Genomic DNA, 18,353 nt, shown 5'->3' with positions numbered 1-18,353 from the left:
GAAACTATATTTATGACAAAGTCGCCATTCTACTCTGGATTCCCTGCCATACCAAACCCAAACAAGCGGTTATACCAAAATGGCGCCAGATCCTCGCGGTAACTGTGCACTGTATAACCTTGGCTATCAAAGTGGATACTCACCTGCCCCAGCTCGCCGGAAATCAAGGCTTGGGCCCCAAAGGCGTGATATCTCAAACGTATCTCCTCTTTGGGAAACCCCCAGCGATTGCCATGCCCGGCAGCAAACAACACCCACTCGGGTGCGATTGCGCCGATAAACTCCGGGTGAGATGAAGTGCGGCTGCCATGATGGGGCGCCAGTAAAATATCGCTCTCAAGTGAGCCTTTTTTGTACAATAAGGCAACCTCGGCGGCCAGCTCTATGTCCCCCGGCAACAGTACCCTATGATGTCCATCGAAGAGTTGCAGCACGCAGGAACCGTTGTTGCCTGGCTCTGGCTGCTCGGGGCCGAGAAAGTTCAGCTCTATCCCTTGCCACTCGAACATCCCCGGACGGCAGCCCCTGTGCCAACGCTTTGGATGACTGCTCTTGAGCTCAGAAACATCGGTTATCAAACCTGCCTTGTCAAAGGCCTGCATCAGCACTTGGGCGCCGCCTGCATGGTCATTATCGCCATGGCTGACAATAAGGAAATCGAGCCTGGTCACGCCTTTGGCGCCAAGGAAAGGCACTATCACCCGCTCTGCGTAACTGAAACGCTCGCCAAAAGCCGCACCTGTATCATAGAGCAATGCATTAGGCCCCTTTTGTACCACCACAGCCAGCCCCTGGCCTACATCCAACATATGCATTTGCCAGCCCTTGGGTTTGAGCAGGCCAAGCCATAGCCCGAGCTGCAGTACAAAGGGCAATATCAGCAGCATGGCCACTCCCCGCCCCTTGGGCAGTAAACGCCAACAAAACCATGCCGGAAACAGCAACAGCGCCGCGGCGCTGAGAGCCTGCGGCAACATGAGCCAGCCGCCGGGAAGCTGACTATTGAACTGCCATAATTTTTGCACCGGCCAGAGACTGAGAGACGCCAATTGCCAAGGCATGAGTGCCACTGCATCCATGCCGAGAGCGGAAAAAATCAACCACAGCAGCAGTGCCAGCAGCGCCAGAGGGATCACCAGTAAACTGAACCAAGGTACCAGCAGCAAGTTGAGCCACAGGCTGTGAACCGTCACGGCACCAAAGAGTACCGCCTGCAGTAACGACAGCCCCAGACATAGACGCCACTGTATCGCCCAAAATGCCAAGGCCCAGCGCTTGAGCTTGGCTGGCCAGTGGGTCAGCACTTGCTCTTGCTCCTGCTCCAGAGCGTTAGGATTATGAACTTGATGATTAAGGCTCAGCAAAATTAACGCCAGTGCCGAGAATGACAGCCAAAAGCCACCGCTGAGACTGGCCAAGGGGTCAATCAAGAGCACACAGGACAGCGCCCACAGCAGCCGATCCCAGGCCGAGGCATAGCGCATCATTAATGAAGAGAGCACCAGCAAAAACAGCATCAACAAGGCTCTTTGGGTGGCAATGGCAAAGCCCGCCAGATAGGCATAAAAGAGTGCCATCAGCAATGCAGCCAAAGATGCCAACACCAGATTGCGCCGCCCATAGGCGGGTGCCCAACGTTTGAGCGCTCCAAAACTCAGCAGATAACACCAGAAGGCGACCACCGAAAGATGCAGACCGGAAATCGCCACCAGATGGGCATTGCCGGACTGGCGCAGCTCTTGCCAGCGCGCCTTGGAAAAGAGTGACCGCTCACCCAAGGTCAGCGCCAGCAGCAGATCGCCGCCCTCTATTCCAACCAATACTGGGGTTAATTCCGTGACCAATCGGGCCCTGAGTCCTGTTGATGGCAACAGCCGCTCACCTGATATCACCTGGCCTCTGGCGGCTATCCGCTCGCCAAGCAGATAGCGCTGACGATTGAAGCCGCCCTGATTGAGCACGGCGGCGAAGGATCTGGGTTTGACTTCAAACTGCCACACCTCACCCAATTGCGGTGACGGCAATGCATCCCCCTGCCAGCTCAAACGCCACATGGCGGCCAGGGGTGCCAACAGGGTTGAAGAATTATCATCAATTGGCCGAATATCCATACGGATCCAGTCGCCGTTTGCAGAAACTAGTGATATGATTTCGCCCCGCAGTGTCTGAGTAACAGACGTTTCAGAGCTGGATGATGAGTCAGTAAGGCTTTTAATATCAATAACTAACTGACAGTAAACACTGACCCACAGCACACCGCCCAAAGCACCATAGAGCAAAGCACTTCCCTTGGGAACCCAGCTCCCGCTCAAGACTCTGAGGCACAAAACCAGCAGCACTGCAATAATTGGCAATGAGAATAAGGGCGGTATCCAAGGCCAAAGCATGGCCGAGAGTACGGCGATGCAAAAGCCCGATAAGCATTGATTCATCATTGAGTAATTTAAGACAGCAATCCAAGCCTATGCCAAAAAAGATCATTCAGAGATTCATGCCCGATCCGGAGAAACTGAGGAATCATAAACACCTCAAGATCTTCGGCAGCCTGCTGAACAAACCCAACCTCTGGGCACTGAATCGCCGCTCTGCCCCCGGCGCCTTCGCCATAGGCCTGTTTGTTGCCTGGATGCCGATGCCGTTCCAAATGGTGTTGGCCGCCGCGCTGGCAATCTACTTCCACGTCAATCTGCCGGTGTCGGTCGCCTTGGTTTGGATTACCAACCCTGTGACCATGCCACCCATGTTTTACCTGGCCTATTTGATAGGCGCCAAGCTGCTCAATCACCCGCCGCAGCAGTTTACCTTCGAAGCCAGTTGGGCCTGGATAGAATCTTCCATCAGTACCATAGGCCCACCTTTCCTGCTCGGTTGTTTGGTATTGGGTGTGGTCAGTGCCCTGACGGGATATTTTGTGATCAAGAGTGCCTGGCAGTACTCCATCTATCTGCAGTGGCAAAAACGACGTAAGTAATTGCTGCTGGCAGTAACATCACTGGAGCGGCACAATTCAGGGATACCTAGTCTTAGCGCTGACCAAACTTGGCAACCCAAAGCATGTTCAGCCAACCAAAACCAAGAACCCGGCGATGGCCGGGTTCTTGCTATTTAGGATGTGCCTGTCGCTTATCAGCGCCCGGCCAGGGCGGTTGCCGGGGCGATTCGACTGGCCCTGAACGCCGGATACAAGGTAGCCAGCAGACTCATCAGCAGCGCCATAGCCACCACGACCAGTACGTCTGCCAACTCAAGCCTGGATGGCAAGAAATCGATAAAATAGATATCCCCCGAGAGCAACTTATGCCCGGTCAACTGCTCAATCCCCTTGGCGATGGCCGAGAGATTCTTGGCCAGCAGTACCCCCAGTAGAGCTCCTATGGCGCAGCCGAGCACACCATTGAGCGCACCCTGGACAATAAATACCAGCATCACGGCGCCGCGCTTAAGTCCCATGGTCATCAAGATGGCGATTTCCGAAGCCTTGTCACGCACCGCCATTACCAGGGTGGAGACTATGTTGAAACAGGCCACACCTATTACCAATGCCAGCACCAGATACATGACGGTGCGCACCAGCTGAATGTCCTGGTAAAGATGCCCCTGGGTGCGGGTCCAGTCGTTGAGATACAAAGTCTGGCTCTGGGCATAACCCAGCTCGCGAATCAGCCGCGGCGCTTCAAATACCCGCTCAACCTTGATTCTCACCCCGGTCACCTCGTCTCCAAGCCCAAGCAGGCGCTGGGCATAGGCCATGGGCACATAAGCCGTGGTGTATTCAAGCTCGCCGCCGAGACGAAAGCTGCCGCTTATCAACAGTGAATGACTGCGAGCCTGCGCCAGTTGACCACTGCCCTTGCCATGGGGTGATGGCAGATAGAGGGTCAGGCGCTCACCCACCTTAAGTCCCAGTTTGTCCAGCATCCCCTGGCCCAGTACGATATGATTGCTGTCGCCCTCGAGGCTCTGCCAGCTTTCCTGTGTCAGATACTGATTCAGGGTCGAAACCCGCGCTTCGGCCTCGGGGTTAACCCCCACCACAGACAAGCCGACAAAACCGCTCGGCTTTTGCACCAACCCCTGCATGCGTACCAGCGGAGCGGCGGCGCTGATGCCGTCGATTTGCTCGGCGTCCGACACTATCTGACGCCAGTCATGAATAGGTTCACGAACCTGGCTCAACTCCCCCTGGGGCACAACCCCGAGCAGGCGCTGCTCCAGCTCGCGCTCAAAGCCGTTCATCGCCGACAGCACCAGAATAAGCACGGCAACCCCGAGGGCGATACCTGCGGTGGAGGCAAAAGAGATAAAACTGATAAAGCTGCTGCTCTGGCGGGCACGGTAAAAGCGCCAGCCGATGACCAGGGGCAGCAAGGCGGGATGCGCCGTCATTGGCCCGCCTCCGGCGCCGACAAACGACCATCGACCATCTGCAGCTGCCTATCCATCCTGGCCGCCAGTTGATGATCATGGGTTACCACCACAAAAGCCGTGCCCAGTTGTGAGGCCAGCTCGCGGATAAGCTCATAGACAGCCTCGCCGCTGTGGGCATCCAGGTTACCTGTAGGTTCATCGGCAAGTACCACTTTGGGGCTGTTGATCAAGGCCCTGGCAATGGCCACCCGCTGGCGCTCACCACCGGAAAGCTCCGCCGGGGTGTGATCCAATCTATGTCCCAGCCCCACTCTTTCGAGCAAAGCCCTGGCCTGTGCTCGCACTTCCGCCTTGGGTCGACCGGCAATCAGCCCCGGCATGGCCACGTTTTCCAGGGCGTTGAATTCGGGTAACAGATGATGAAACTGGTAGATAAAGCCCATCGCCTGATTGCGCAGCTGTGCCTGGCGGGAAGCCGAGGCCTTGTATAAGTCCTCGCCTTCGAGCAACACCTGACCGGCAGAGGGCTTATCCAAGGTGCCAAGAATATGCAGTAAGGTACTCTTGCCCGAGCCCGAACTGCCGACAATCGCCAACTGCTCCCCCGGATACACCTTGAGGTCGACCTGCTCGAGCACCTTGGTGCTGAGCTTGCCTTCCTGGTAACTCTTGCTGACGGCTTTGGCTTCAAGGAGCGCGGCTTGTTGCATGGTATTGATTCTCTTATTCATATCTAAGTGCAGTCGCAGGTTCTACCCGGGCGGCCCGAATAGCCGGGTACAAGGTGGCGGCCAGGGTCATCAGCAGAGTGCCGATGGCGATAAGCACCAGTTGCTGCGGTTCCAGCTGCACGGGTAACCTCTGCCCGGCGCCCAATACGGCGATCCCCAGGGTCGACAGCAGCGGATTAATGTTGAGGGTGGCCACTATGCCAACACCCAAACCCAGCGCCAGGCCTATCAGGGCATTGAGGGAGCCCTGGGAGATAAAAATCGTCATGATATCCAGCCTGCCCAGCCCCTGGGTCTTGAGCACGGCGACATCGGCAGTTTTATCCACCACCATCATCACCAGCGCCGAGACGATATTGAAGGCTGCCACCGCAACAATCAGGCTTAACATCAAAGACATCATGTTCTTTTCCATCTTCACCGCGGCGAACAGATGGCCATAACTGTCACGCCAGTCGCTGACGCTCACCTCGACTCCCTTATCTTCGAACAAATGTTCAACCTTGGGCGCCAGCGCCGGAGCGCTGAAGGGGTCGCTCAAAAACAGCCTGAGATCCTGAATTTGCTTTGGCGACTGACGCATCAAGCGGCGGGCATCTTCATAGTGCAGAAAAGCCACCCCGGCATCGACCTGAGAACCCATCTCAAAAATACCCGCCACTTCAAAAATTCGCTGGCTGGGAACAGGCCCGAGCGGCGAGTACACCACACCATCACCGCTGAGCAGACGCAGCTTGTCACCGGTGGCAACATTGAGCCGCCGTGCCAGCTCTGAGCCCAACAACACCCGGTAGCTGCCGCTGCTGAGCGAATCGAAGGCATCCAGATAGGCGTGTTTGGCTATAACCGAGAGATTTTTTTCGGCCTCGGGGTAGATGCCATAGAGCTGCACCGCACTGATATTATCGGCCGACTGGGCCATCGCCTGGGTGGTCGCCGAAGGCGCCAGCCCAAGCACGCCGGGCAATTGTTGCAAATCGCCTTTAAAGCTTTGCCAGTCATCAAAAGAGTTGTCCGTATGTACTGTCAGTTGTGGAATGGCCCCCAGGATACGGGTCTTGAGCTGGCCTTCCAGGCCGTTCATCACAGAGCTGACAATAATCAATGCTGCCACCCCGAGAAAAATCCCGCTGACGGCGAAGAAGGTAATAAAGGAAGCAAAAGCGTTGGCCTTGCGGGCACGCCAGTAACGATAACCTATGTAAAATGAGAGTCCCGGATTCATGAGAGGGATAGCATGTCCTGTGCGCTGCGCTTGCTAAATCAATGAAGTGGGCACGATAATAGGTGGATTGACCGGGTAAATACAAGAGGCGGGACCTTGTTTCCTGAATCCAATCCATACTTCAGCGTGCCCCACGCCTTCGATGTCTATCTCAGCCTCTGGCCCAAGGACACTCCCTTGCCGACCGAGAGCCAACTGCTGGCGATGCAATCCACCGGCTTGAAACTGATGAGCGAGGTCAAGGCGCTGGAAGCCGGCTGTTTGTTGCAGCTGAGGCAACTCGGCGATGAGGGCCGGGCAATAGTCGACTACCTCAAACTCCAGTCCCGTAAGATAGATCTGGTGTTACAGCACGTATTGGAGCAGGAGAGCCGCGAAGGCCAACACTGCCCCGGGGTGCAATTTGGCGGCAGCGGCGTGCGGGTGCAGTTACCCCAGGCACTGGACGCCGGTACATTTTGCAAGCTGACCCTGTTTATTCGCGATGAAATCCTGTCCTTGCAGTGCATCGCCTCGGTGCGGGAATGCCGCGACGACCCAGACCATGAAGGCCAGTTTCTGGCCGATCTCGACTATCGAGTGATCCAGGATGCCGATATCGAACTCTTGGTCAAGGCCAGTCTCAGCGTGCAACAAAAGCAGCTCAAGCGGCGTAAGGCCAGTCAGGATCCCAACTGGCATGAGCCATCCTAAATCTCTACAATGGTGCGCAATCCATTCAGAATGAATCTGTTATCACATCTTCAATGAATAAGTTTTCTGTACTGGCGCCTGAGGGTGCCCCAAAGGCCGGCGAGATCCGCCATCTCGGCCTCGGCGAAGGCGTGGAGCGCGCGCTGACCTTGGCCAACCTCGCCCGCCAACATCAAGGTGTCAGCCTGTTGGTGACAGCGGATACGCCAACTGCCCTGACACTGGAAGCCGAACTTAAATACCTTCTGGGTGATACCCTGCCCGTGTGGTTGTTTCCCGACCGGGAGACCCTGCCCTACGACAGCTTTTCGCCGCATCAGGATCTGATCTCCCAGCGGCTGGAAACCCTGTCAAGGTTGCCAAGTGCCAAGCGCGCCCTGGTAATAGTGCCTATCAACACCCTGATGGTGCGACTGCCGCCCAAGTCTTTCCTGTCGGCCAATGTGATGTTGCTGAACAAGGGCGACAACTACAGCCTGCAACAGATGCGCGAGCATTTGGTCAGCGCCGGTTACCATCTGGTCGGCCAGGTTTATGAACATGGCGAATTTGCCATTCGCGGCTCGATTCTGGATATCTTTCCCATGGGCTCAGCCGAGCCGTTGCGAATTGAACTGTTCGATGATGAAGTGGAATCGATTCGCCATTTCGATCCTGAAACCCAGCTATCCAAGGAACCCCTGTCGCAGGTACGAATGCTGCCGGCCAAGGAGTTCCCCACTGATGAACGGGCCATAGAAGGCTTCCGCCAGCGTTATCGGCGCTATTTTGAAGTATTGGTTAAAGAGCCCGAGTCCATCTATCAGCAGGTGAGCCGCCATTTGATGCCCGCCGGTATCGAAAACTACCTGCCCTTGTTCTTTGATGAAACCGCGACCCTATTCGACTATTTTGCCGGCGATGTGCAACTGCTGACGCTGGGCGACCTGCAGCAGGCCGCCGACACCCACCTGACTCAGGTGCGCAATCGCTATGAAGACAGGCGGGTCGATCCGCTGCGGCCCTTGCTGGCCCCGGCAGACCTATATCTGTTGACCGAGCAGCTGTTTGCCGCCTTCAAGCGCTGGCCAAGACTGCAACTAAGCCAGGTGGATGCCCAAAAACCGCAGCAATTGGCTGCAGTAAGCACGCTGCCGGATATCTCGGTCAACCATAAGCTGAAGCAGCCCTTGCAGGCATTGGCCGACTATATCGCCTCGGCAGGCAGAGTCCTGCTGAGCGCCGAATCCGAAGGCCGCCGCGAGGCGCTGATGGAGCTTCTGGCCAAGATAGAGTTGCGCCCGGTACTGTTCCCGCATCTCAAGGCGTTTATTGACTCGGATGCGCCGCTGGGGTTAATCGTCTCGCCCCTTGCCAAGGGCTGCGTACTCAATGAGCCCAAGCTGAGCATTATTTGCGAGACAGAGCTCTTCGGTCAGCGGATCTCCCAGCAGAGGCGGCGGGAAAAACAACGCCAGATCAGCAGCGATGCCCTGATTAAAAACCTCGCCGAGCTCAAGGTCGGCCAACCCATAGTGCACCTGGAGCATGGCGTCGCCCTCTATCAGGGGCTGGAAACCCTGGATACCGGCGGCGTGGTGGCCGAATACCTCAAGCTGGAATATGCCGGTGGCGACAAACTCTATGTGCCCGTGTCGTCGCTGCACCTCATCAGCCGCTACGCCGTGGCGCCGGATGAATCCCCCAACCTCAACAAGTTGGGCAACGAGAGCTGGGCCAAGGCCAAGAAGAAGGCGATAGAGCGCATTCGTGATGTGGCCGCCGAGCTGCTGGATGTTTACGCTCGCCGTCAGGCCCGCCCCGGCGAGGCCTGTGAACTGGATGAGGCCGAATACGCCCTGTTCGCCCAGGGTTTCCCGTTCGAAGAGACAGTGGATCAGGAAACCTCCATCGCCGCCGTTCTCGCCGATATGCAGTCACCGGTGGCTATGGACCGTCTGATCTGTGGTGACGTGGGCTTTGGCAAGACAGAAGTGGCCATGCGCGCCGCCTTTGTTGCCGTCAACGCCGGCAAGCAAGTGGTGGTGTTGGTGCCCACGACTCTGCTGGCTCAGCAGCACTATGAAAACTTCAAGGACAGATTCGCCGACTGGCCGGTGCAGATTGAAGTCATGTCCCGTTTTCGCACCGCCAAAGAGCAGCAACAGGTGATTGCCGACCTGGCAAACGGCAAGGTGGATATTGTTATCGGCACCCATAAGCTGCTCAACAGCGAGGTGAAATTTGACGCCCTCGGTCTGCTTATCATAGATGAGGAACACAGGTTCGGGGTACGGCAGAAAGAGAAGATCAAGGCGCTCAGGGCCAATGTGGATATTCTCACCCTGACGGCGACCCCTATTCCCCGCACCCTGAATATGGCCATGTCCGGCATGCGAGATCTGTCGATTATCGCCACCCCGCCGGCCAAACGCCTGGCGGTGAAAACTTTCGTGCGCGAATACGACAAGGCCAGTGTCCGTGAGGCCATAGAGCGGGAGATCCTCCGTGGCGGCCAGGTCTATTACCTGCACAACAATGTGGAGAGCATAGAGAAACGCGCCGAAGAGCTGCGCGAGCTGTTGCCCGATGCCAGAGTGGTAGTGGCCCACGGCCAGATGCGTGAGCGCGAGCTGGAGCGGGTAATGTCCGATTTTTACCACAGACGCTACAACGTGTTGGTGTGTACCACCATTATTGAAACCGGTATCGATGTGCCGAGCGCCAACACCATCATCATAGAGAGGGCCGACACCTTCGGGTTGGCGCAGCTGCATCAGCTCAGGGGCCGGGTTGGCCGCTCCCATCACCAGGCTTATGCCTATCTGATGACCCCGCATCCGAAACGCATGACCTCAGATGCCCGCAAGCGTTTGGAAGCGATTGATGCCCTGGAAGATCTTGGCGCCGGCTTTATGCTGGCGACTCAGGATCTGGAGATCCGCGGCGCCGGTGAATTGCTGGGGGATGAGCAGAGCGGCCATATCTCCAAGATAGGCTTCAGCCTCTATATGGAGATGCTGGAGTCGGCGGTCAAGGCGCTGAAACAGGGCAAGGAGCCATCCCTGGCGCAGATGCTCAACCAGCAGTGCGAAATCGAGCTGAGGATCCCGGCGCTGTTGCCGGAAGACTATGTGGGCGATGTCAATATTCGCCTATCGCTCTACAAACGGATAGCCAACTGCACTACGGAAGCGGCGCTGGATGAGCTCAAGGTAGAACTGATTGACCGTTTCGGTTTGTTGCCTGAAGCCACCCGTAACCTGATGCAACTGACACTGTACAAGCATCAGGCCACAGCGCTCGGGCTGAAGAAACTCGATTTTCACGCCCGCGGCGGCAGTGTCGAGTTCGGTGACGATCATATTATCGATCCCGGCTTTATCATCGGCCTGTTGCAATCCCAGCCACAAATCTATCGAATGGATGGACCGAATAAGTTAAAGTTCACCCTGGCGGCCGAAAGCAGTAAAGAACGCCTGGAGATGGTGGGTCTACTGCTGCAACAACTGGCACAACACACTGTGGGAGAAAAATAGTGTATCGAAATATGCTGGCAACCCTGGCTCTGGGGCTGACACTTTCGCCTGTATTGCAGGCGGCACAATACCCTTGGTACGAAGTCGAGGTATACCTGTTTGAACGCCCCGGGCCAAGCACGGAAAAGTGGCCGGATACGCCGCTGGAGCTCAAGCTGAACAAGACCATAGACTTGATCACTCCCCAGGTCGCCACCGAAATCGGCTCAAGCAGCATGGCTGTGGGAGACTGTGATCCGCAATGGCAATCTCAATCCGCAGACAGCGCAGCAGATAAGGCTCTCAATAAAGATACCTTTGACTCACAGCGCGGCCGTCCCCTTCAGGCAGGCCAAGTGATATCTCTGGCCCAGACCGATAACACGACTCAAGCGGATACCGCCGGTTTGCCTTGCCAACAGCAGCAAGCGGAAATCCGTATGCCCAAGCAGTTGCCTGTGAATATCAGTCCCAGAGACAGCAGCACAGCCAGCCAACCCGGCGCCTTGCTGCTCAGTGAGAGCCAGGCCCAATTTGGCGGTGTTATCAATGCCCTCAAGCGGCAGAGCGGTTTGAAAGGGCTTTTGCACCTCACCTGGCAGCAACAGATGAAACCTCGCCATAGAGCAGAGGCGATGCATCTCTTTGGTGGCCGTAACTATGGCTCGCAGTTCAGGCAGTCAGGTTTACCCCAGAACCAGTTGGACACGACTTCAAGCTCCTCTTTGAATGGCTTGTCGGAAGACAAACTGCCTGGGCAGGCAATAGGCAATGGCCTAAGTGAACCAAATCAAATGGGCAGTGAGGAATACGCAGCGCTTGGGAGCTTGATGGTCCCCAAAACACCCAAGGCGGTGTGGGAGTTCGATGGGCTTTTAAATATCTATCTCAGCCATTATCTCTATGTGGAAACCCGCTTTAATTTGAGGGAGGCCGGCTATAAATCTCTGGCCACCCAGGAAGGCGAACCTGAACTGCAACCCCCCTTTCTTTACAGCATTCCCATGGAACAGAATCGCCGTATTCGCAGCGGGGAAATACACTACTTCGATCATCCCAGAATGGGGATGATCCTACAGGTAAGGCGTATGGCCCAGCCGGGCAGCCAAACTCAAGCCGATGGTGGCGAAGAGCTCTGATCAATCACTGATAGAGAAGTCGAGGTAGATCTCATCTGCCTCGTCTTCCTCTACATACACACCATCGACCCGAGCCTGAGGTGGCCCTTGCTCGCACCAGGCAATCAAGTGGTCGACCGCCGGGAAGGCGCCCTGCGCCAACACCTCCACCGAACCATCTTCTTTGTTGCGCACATAGCCTGTCACCCCAAGTGACTGAGCCTTTTGCTGGGTAAAGCGTCTGAAACAGACTCCCTGCACCTTGCCTTTCACAGTCAGCAGCACCCGCTTCATGGGCGTCTCCTTGTAGACTTGTCTTGGTGGCCTTGTGTTGCCATGCTTATAAATCAAGCAGTTGATTAACAAAAAAGCAAAAAAAACAGCTAACAAAAGAGTGTTAGCTGCATCGGGCGACATACGCAAAAGGTCTGGCACTGTATGAACAACCGAATGTAACATTCTGTATCAAACTCGCCATGGTTGGTAACTTTACACAGTCAATGGCCCGATGCAACCAGCGAAACAAACTGAAAAACAACCCGGAGGCACTCTCGTGACTTGGATCACAAAAAGCACCCAATTTACCGTATGAGTGGATATTTATCCTACCCGTTCAACACCCTCGGTTTGCTTGAAGGCTTTTATCTGAGTCAAATGGCTCGCCAGCGAAGCAAACTTATGACTCTGTTGTTTGTCCCAAATCACTTCATAATAGCGGCTGAGCAAGGCATGACTGCGGGTGCTGTCCAAGACCTCATCCTCGGTCGACAGCAGGCACAGGGCGCGGTGGCGATTCTTACTGCGAAAATCGGTCACGCACTTGCTGGCAATATCGGCATACTCTTCCGGCCTGTCTATCTTGCCGGGCATATTTTCCTCCGGCCACAGATTGGGGTTGACCAATACCGCCTTGAGCCCGGACAGAAAAGCGATTCGCTCGGCCCAATAGGCCCCCAGCCCCACACCTATGATCAATGGATGGGGGTCATCGGTGAGTTTAAGCTGCTTACTGACCTCATTCAGCAGATGCTGCATGTCGTGTCTGGGATGCTGGGTGCTGTAGCTGATGAGACGCACATCATCATCAATGAACTGTAACTGTCTGACTTTTTCATGATTACCCGGGCTGGTGGCATCAAATCCGTGAAAATACAAAATCATTTTGTTTCCTCAAGTCTCATTTCCAGTCATGGTTATACAGGTTTCAAACTAACCAAGTTAGTTTGCGCCTATATTGTGCCAAATCAATTTTTTGTGGATGAAATCCTTGCCGCCAGCTCGCGGGCCCGGTCCCAGCGTACTTCATCCTGTAATGCACGCATCACCTTTACGGGGTCGGCCCTTAATGTTGCAGCCGGGAAAGGATTGCTCTCTGGCCAAGGGAAGTCCCCCAGAAGACTTCTGGCGCCCTCAGGGTCATTGCATACCAATACCATGTTACAACCGGCATCCAGTGCCGCTCTGGCCCTGGCCTGATAGTCTCCGGCTACCGCCGCCCCTTTCATGCCGAGATCGTCCGAAAAAATCACCCCGTTAAAGGCCAATTTGCCGCGCAGCTCCTGTTTGAGCCAAAAAGATGAAAAACCGGCTGGGTTAGGGTCTACTTCGGAATAAATGACATGAGCCGGCATAATGCCTTGGAGCATCTCTTTGGCGATCAGCTGTGAAAAAGGCTGCATGTCACACTCGGCAATCTCTTGGTAACTGCGCGGGTCGACCGGCTGGGCAATATGGGAATCGGCCTCGACGCTGCCGTGGCCTGGAAAATGTTTGCCAACTGCGGCCATACCGGCCTCAGTCATGCCTTCAATAAAGGCCGCTGCCAGCGCGGTGACCTGCTCGGGCTTTGAGGCGAAACTGCGAGTGCCTATCACCTGGCTGATACCATTGAGATCGAGCACAGGGGCAAAGCTTAAATCTATGTCGCAGGCCAAGAGCTCAACGGCCATCAGGAAGCCCAGCTCTTTGGCCCAGGTTGTCGCCAGCTCCAGCGAGCCTGCGGCGGCCGGCAATATATCGCCCATGGCTGGGATTTGGGTAAACCCCTTTCGAAAACGCTGTACCCTGCCCCCTTCATGGTCGACGGCGATCAGCAGTTCGGGACGCACACTGCGAACCGCACGGATCAGGGCTATCAGTTGCTCTCTGTCTTGGTAATTACGGCTGAAAAGGATTAGCCCGCCAACGGCCGGGTGCTGCAGGACAGAGGCCTCCTCTGGCGTCAACTCGACAGAGGCAAGATCCAGCATTAAGTGACTCATAAACATCTCCAACAGGGTACCGCGCATGAAAGCGACTGAAAAAGGTACGAAATGGTGTTAGCCCCGATACAGGTATGGCTGCCAGGATAGCGCGACTAGGGTCAATCCCATTGTTAGCAAGGCTAATCCGACCATAGCTTGATAAAAATAACTAATGATATTCCAGGCCAAAAGTATGGGATACTTGCCCTATGGGCAGAGTAACTCTGGGTCAAGGTTACTCCGAAACCCGCGTATGCGCGAGCAATGCGCCTCCCAATGACTAAAATAACAACGAAACAGCAACAGGGTTAACCAAATGATTAGCGTATTCGATATGTTCAAGATAGGTATAGGGCCCTCCAGTTCCCATACCGTGGGTCCGATGAAAGCGGGCAAAATCTTTATCGAACAACTGGCTGCAGATGACTTACTTGGACAGGTCGACGAACTGCAGGCCGAGCTTTTTGGCTCTCTTGGACAAACGGGCAAGGGCCACGGTACCGGCAAGGCGGTGATCCTGGGATTGATGGGGGAAGATCCGGAAACCGTCGATACCGACAGCATAGAGACGATTCTGGCAGAGGTGGCCGGCAGCCAGACACTGACACTCAGCGATGGCCGTAAGGTTAAGTTTACCCGCGAAGATGGCATCACCTACCACAGACGCAAGACACTGCCTGCACACGCCAACGCCATGACACTTTACGCCCTCAAGGGCGGAGAGTGTTTGTATCAACGCACTTACTATTCGGTCGGCGGCGGTTTTATTCTCGATGAGGATGAAATTCAGCAGCGTAACGCCTCTCCGGCGACCCCCATTGCCCAGGCTCCTTACGATTTCAATACCGCCAGCGAACTCTTGGAACTGTGCTGCGACAATGGCCTGAGCATCTCTTCATTAATGATGGCCAATGAGCTCAGCATAGCCCCAGAGAGTGAAGTCAAAGCCAAACTGTGGCATATCTGGCAAACCATGAAGGCCTGCGTGGAGAAAGGCTATCAGAAAGAAGGTATTTTGCCCGGCGGTCTCAAGCTGCGCCGCCGCGCCCCGGCGCTGTATCGCCGCCTCAAGGCTGAGGGCCGCAACAATATCGATCCCCTCAATGCCATGGATTGGGTGGACTTGTTTGCCCTGTCGGTGAATGAGCAAAATGCCGCCGGCGATCGGGTGGTAACGGCCCCGACCAATGGCGCCGCCGGTATCATCCCCGCCGTGCTCTGCTACTACGACACCTTTGTTCAGGAAGTGGATGAAGATGTCTGTAGCCGCTTTCTATTGACGGCCGCGGCCATAGGTATTCTGTACAAGAAAAACGCCTCCATTTCCGGAGCCGAGGTTGGTTGTCAGGGCGAAGTCGGCGTGGCTTGTTCCATGGCAGCAGCCGCACTGACCGAGATCATGGGTGGTACGGTCGAGCATGTCGAAAACGCGGCGGAAATCGGTATGGAACACAATCTGGGGTTGACCTGCGATCCTGTCGGCGGCCTGGTACAGGTTCCCTGTATCGAGCGTAATGCCATGGGCGCCGTCAAGGCGATCAACGCTTCACGTATGGCGCTGCGCGGCGACGGTAATCATAAGGTTTCCCTGGATAAGGTGATCAAGACCATGATGGATACCGGCAAAGATATGCGCAGCAAGTACAAGGAAACCGCCAAAGGCGGCCTGGCGGTTAATATCGTCGAATGTTGATTGGTGCCGCCCTGCGCTGACTCAGGGGATAGCAAGAGTAGATTCGTTCACCAAAGCTCATATGAGGCGTTGCTCAGGCAACGCCTCATTACTGCCTCCCCTGTTTACAGGATTTCCTATGCCCGTAACCCTCTTTTTCTGATAGCTTGCAGACCTTAAGCACAATTTTCCCGTTCCTGTGTAACAGATGGATATTCCGCCGGCGGGTTGCGCTCAAGGTATTCAAACAAGCCCGACTGCATACTGACATTCCAAAAACGCCCCGCCAGAGACAACTTCAAAGCCGTTTGACTGAGCTCGGCCAAACCATGGCTTTGCCAACGTAAAAACAGCGGCATCAAGTGACCGACCAGACTGTCAGGCAGGAGAGAAAATGCCAGGGAGCCTGAGTCCAGAGCGCCCTTAATCGTGCCGGCAAATCCTTTGGGCACAGGCGCTGTAATATGGGCCGGTGGCCGGATCCCTAGCTTCAGCGCCTGCTGCCAGGCCGAAAGCTCACGGCCATACATGATGCCATACCCGAGAATGTTACCGCCGGCACCGGCACCAAAGGGAATGATCTCGGCGCCGGCTTTGGCCATATGGTTATAGCGGCTGCGTTCTCTGACATCTCTGCGCCAATGGTTACAGGACAAAGCTTGCCAGGCGCCAGCCTCAAGAGTCTTGGCACCATAAGCGTACATCCGCGCGCGAGTAGCACTGTCAGCACGCGGCGCTTCAGCCTCACTCTGCTGCTGGCGCTGAATACGGCTGCCACTCAAGGTTATCAGCTGATACAGATCCACTCCGTGAATGCCGCTTTCAATCACATCGGCAATATCCTGCTGCCACACCCGCTCATCTTGCCAGGGCAAGCCAAAGATAAGATCGGCAATAACAGGTGCATCATTTCGGCGGCTGAGTTGCTGTAGACGCTCTATGACCTTTTCCCTTGAGTCCAGACGCCCCGCGGCAAGGCGCACCTGGGTATCAAAGCTCTGCACCCCGAATGAAAAGCGATTAACCCCACCATTGAGTGCCGCCTGCCATTTATCGTCGCCAAAACCGTTGAGACGCCCCTCCAGGGTGATTTCCGCATCATCACTCAAGGGGAAATCAGTCAGTGAACGCAGCAGAAGTGCGATTTGGCTGGCCGTCATGTCGCTCGGCGTGCCGCCACCTATGTAGACGGCCTGGAAAGGCCTGCTTTGCACCAGTGGATTTTGGCCGGCGCGGCGCAGCTCAGCGCTCAAGGCTTCAACATAATCGGCTATTCTTTGCGGCTTGGCGCCATTTTCAAAAAAGTTACAGAAACTACAGCGTTTTCGGCAAAAAGGGATGTGCAGATAAAGAGCACGCTGGCTGCTGGTCGAGGTTTGCTGCCAAAGCTCGTGCCATTGGCCGGCATCAAGCTGAGCTTCAACTCTGACTCCGCCATGGGAATGGGGCGCACGTTTTGGGCTAAAAGCAAACTGCAAGGGGGATGGGCTGGCGATCCCCGTCATGGAAGGAGTGAAAATCATCGGAAAGTCCGTTGAACGACAGACTTAAATGATAATAAATATCATTACCATCATTTTGATTCAGATCAACAGACTGTGAAGCGGCTCCTGAAATTTACCCAAGAGCTTAGTGAGAACGTCAAATAATCCCCAAGGTGCAATGATCGCAGTTACTTCTCCAACCTTGTAACTGCATAAAAAACCGCCCAACTTGTGGACGGTTCTGTTAAGCAGTGGTCTCAGCGCAGCGGCAGTTCGACATCGGCGAACATCTGCTCTATCAACTGCGCATCACGCAATGCAACCGCCTTTTCCACCACATCCCTTGTCAGGTGCGGCGCAAATCGTTCAATAAAGTCATACATATAACTACGCAGGAAGCTGCCCTTTCTAAAGCCTATCTTAGTGGTACTGTGGGCAAACAGATGACTGGCGTCTATAGCCACCAGATCCTTGTCGATAACAGGATCAATCGCCATGGAAGCTATCACACCAACCCCGAGACCCAATCTGACATAAGTCTTGAGCACATCGGCACTGGTGGCGCTGAAGACGACTCTGGGCTCAAGTCCGGCACCATGGAAACCACGCTCAATTTCTGAGGCTTTATCAAAACCGAACACATAAGTGACCAAAGGGAAGCGCGCCAGCTCTTCAATGCTGATCTGACTGCGGCTGGCCAGAGGGTGATCTCTGGATACCACCACAGAACGATTCCAGTGGTAACAAGGCAACATAATCAGGTCGGAATAGAGATGCATCGCCTCGGTGGCGATGGCAAAATCGGCGTCCCCGCGAGCAGCCGCTTCACTTATCTGCGATGGCGTGCCCTGATGCATATGCAGATTTACCTTGGGATAACGTTCAATAAACTGGCGGATAATTTGCGGCAAAGCATAGCGGGCCTGAGTATCTGTGGTGGCAATATTCAGTTCCCCCTGATCCGGCTTGGTGTACTCTTCGGCCACTTTCTTGATACTTTCGACTTTACCGAGAATATCATTGGCGATTTTGATGACCTGCTCGCCGGCCGGTGTCACATGGGTCAAGTGTTTACCGCTGCGACCGAAGATCTGGATCCCCAGTTCATCTTCCAGCATGCGTACCTGCTTACTGATCCCTGGCTGAGAGGTATAAAGGTTTTCGGCGGTAGCGGAAACATTGAGGTTGTGATTGACCACTTCTGCAATATATCTGAGCTGTTGCAGTTTCATCTTTAGATCCTTGAATTTCTGCTCCATTCAGGAGCAGAATTTGAATGTTGTAATGCCGGACATCTATAATCAATGGTTATAGTATAAAGC

The 18,353-nt window shown here is 55.0% G+C and carries 14 protein-coding genes; 5 read left to right on the top strand and 9 right to left on the bottom strand.

Annotated features, from left to right (window positions below; genetic code table 11):
• Positions 1–29: 29 nt before the first annotated feature.
• Positions 30–2,387, bottom strand: coding sequence for a DNA internalization-related competence protein ComEC/Rec2 (locus ON072_RS08635; protein ID WP_261753062.1), 2,358 nt, complete (start codon positions 2,385–2,387; stop codon positions 30–32).
• A 77-nt stretch (positions 2,388–2,464) separates the two neighbouring features.
• Between ON072_RS08635 and ON072_RS08630 the strand changes: the two genes are divergently transcribed.
• Positions 2,465–2,971 (top strand): DUF2062 domain-containing protein, encoded by a 507-nt coding sequence (locus ON072_RS08630; protein ID WP_025011025.1) that lies wholly within the window; start codon positions 2,465–2,467, stop codon positions 2,969–2,971.
• Between the two features lie 155 nt (positions 2,972–3,126).
• Here the strand turns inward: ON072_RS08630 and lolE are convergent, their stop codons facing one another.
• From lolE to ON072_RS08615, 3 genes are read right to left on the bottom strand one after another with little or no spacing between them, the layout of a single operon-like run.
• The gene (gene lolE, locus ON072_RS08625) at positions 3,127–4,386 is read right to left on the bottom strand and encodes a lipoprotein-releasing ABC transporter permease subunit LolE (RefSeq protein WP_144224640.1); all 1,260 of its coding nucleotides are present in this window, start codon (positions 4,384–4,386) and stop codon (positions 3,127–3,129) included.
• Positions 4,383–5,099, bottom strand: a complete 717-nt coding sequence (lolD, locus tag ON072_RS08620) for a lipoprotein-releasing ABC transporter ATP-binding protein LolD (protein WP_044734777.1) — start codon at positions 5,097–5,099, stop codon at positions 4,383–4,385. Before lolD ends, lolE begins: the two co-directional genes overlap by 4 nt.
• Positions 5,092–6,324, bottom strand: coding sequence for a lipoprotein-releasing ABC transporter permease subunit (locus tag ON072_RS08615; RefSeq protein ID WP_062793613.1), 1,233 nt, complete (start codon positions 6,322–6,324; stop codon positions 5,092–5,094). Before ON072_RS08615 ends, lolD begins: the two co-directional genes overlap by 8 nt.
• Positions 6,325–6,420: 96 nt before the next feature.
• Here ON072_RS08615 and ON072_RS08610 point away from each other — a divergent pair, with 96 nt between their 5' ends.
• Genes ON072_RS08610 through ON072_RS08600 form a run of 3 tightly spaced genes read left to right on the top strand, consistent with a single transcriptional unit; the run spans position 6,421 to position 11,653 of the window.
• On the top strand, positions 6,421–7,017 hold the full coding sequence (locus ON072_RS08610; RefSeq protein WP_039035105.1) for a hypothetical protein: 597 nt from the start codon (positions 6,421–6,423) through the stop codon (positions 7,015–7,017).
• 53 nt (positions 7,018–7,070) lie between these two features.
• Positions 7,071–10,535 carry a transcription-repair coupling factor gene (gene mfd / locus ON072_RS08605; protein WP_144224644.1) on the top strand — a complete coding sequence of 1,155 codons (3,465 nt, stop codon included), beginning with the start codon at positions 7,071–7,073 and terminating at the stop codon, positions 10,533–10,535.
• Complete coding sequence (locus ON072_RS08600; RefSeq protein WP_144224646.1) at positions 10,535–11,653, top strand: CsiV family protein; 1,119 nt, start codon at positions 10,535–10,537, stop codon at positions 11,651–11,653. The genes mfd and ON072_RS08600 overlap by 1 nt, the downstream gene beginning before the upstream one ends.
• Here ON072_RS08600 and ON072_RS08595 read toward each other — a convergent pair whose 3' ends face one another.
• The 3 genes from ON072_RS08595 to nagZ form a co-directional block, all read right to left on the bottom strand.
• Entirely contained in the window at positions 11,654–11,926 is a 273-nt protein-coding gene (locus ON072_RS08595) for an acylphosphatase (protein ID WP_025011030.1), read from the bottom strand.
• A gap of 306 nt (positions 11,927–12,232) precedes the next feature.
• Positions 12,233–12,793 carry an alpha/beta hydrolase YcfP gene (ycfP, locus tag ON072_RS08590; protein ID WP_025888732.1) on the bottom strand — a complete coding sequence of 187 codons (561 nt, stop codon included), beginning with the start codon at positions 12,791–12,793 and terminating at the stop codon, positions 12,233–12,235.
• 83 nt (positions 12,794–12,876) lie between these two features.
• The gene (gene nagZ, locus ON072_RS08585) at positions 12,877–13,893 is read right to left on the bottom strand and encodes a beta-N-acetylhexosaminidase (RefSeq protein ID WP_208137223.1); all 1,017 of its coding nucleotides are present in this window, start codon (positions 13,891–13,893) and stop codon (positions 12,877–12,879) included.
• A 298-nt stretch (positions 13,894–14,191) separates the two neighbouring features.
• Here nagZ and ON072_RS08580 point away from each other — a divergent pair, with 298 nt between their 5' ends.
• A complete protein-coding gene (locus ON072_RS08580; RefSeq protein WP_144224650.1) occupies positions 14,192–15,568 on the top strand; it encodes an L-serine ammonia-lyase in 1,377 nt (458 codons plus the stop codon).
• Between the two features lie 155 nt (positions 15,569–15,723).
• Here ON072_RS08580 and hutW read toward each other — a convergent pair whose 3' ends face one another.
• Both hutW and cysB read right to left on the bottom strand, forming a co-directional pair.
• Positions 15,724–17,070 carry a heme anaerobic degradation radical SAM methyltransferase ChuW/HutW gene (hutW, locus tag ON072_RS08575; protein ID WP_025888738.1) on the bottom strand — a complete coding sequence of 449 codons (1,347 nt, stop codon included), beginning with the start codon at positions 17,068–17,070 and terminating at the stop codon, positions 15,724–15,726.
• Positions 17,071–17,288: 218 nt separating this feature from the next.
• On the bottom strand, positions 17,289–18,263 hold the full coding sequence (gene cysB / locus ON072_RS08570; RefSeq protein ID WP_025011034.1) for an HTH-type transcriptional regulator CysB: 975 nt from the start codon (positions 18,261–18,263) through the stop codon (positions 17,289–17,291).
• Between the last annotated feature and the right edge of the window lie 90 nt (positions 18,264–18,353).

Origin of the sequence: Shewanella sp. K8 (assembly GCF_028823715.1) — a bacterium.
Classification (GTDB): domain Bacteria; phylum Pseudomonadota; class Gammaproteobacteria; order Enterobacterales; family Shewanellaceae; genus Shewanella; species Shewanella algae.
The sequence above is the reverse complement of the archived record's forward strand: the minus strand, read 5'-3'. Positions and strand labels throughout refer to the sequence as shown.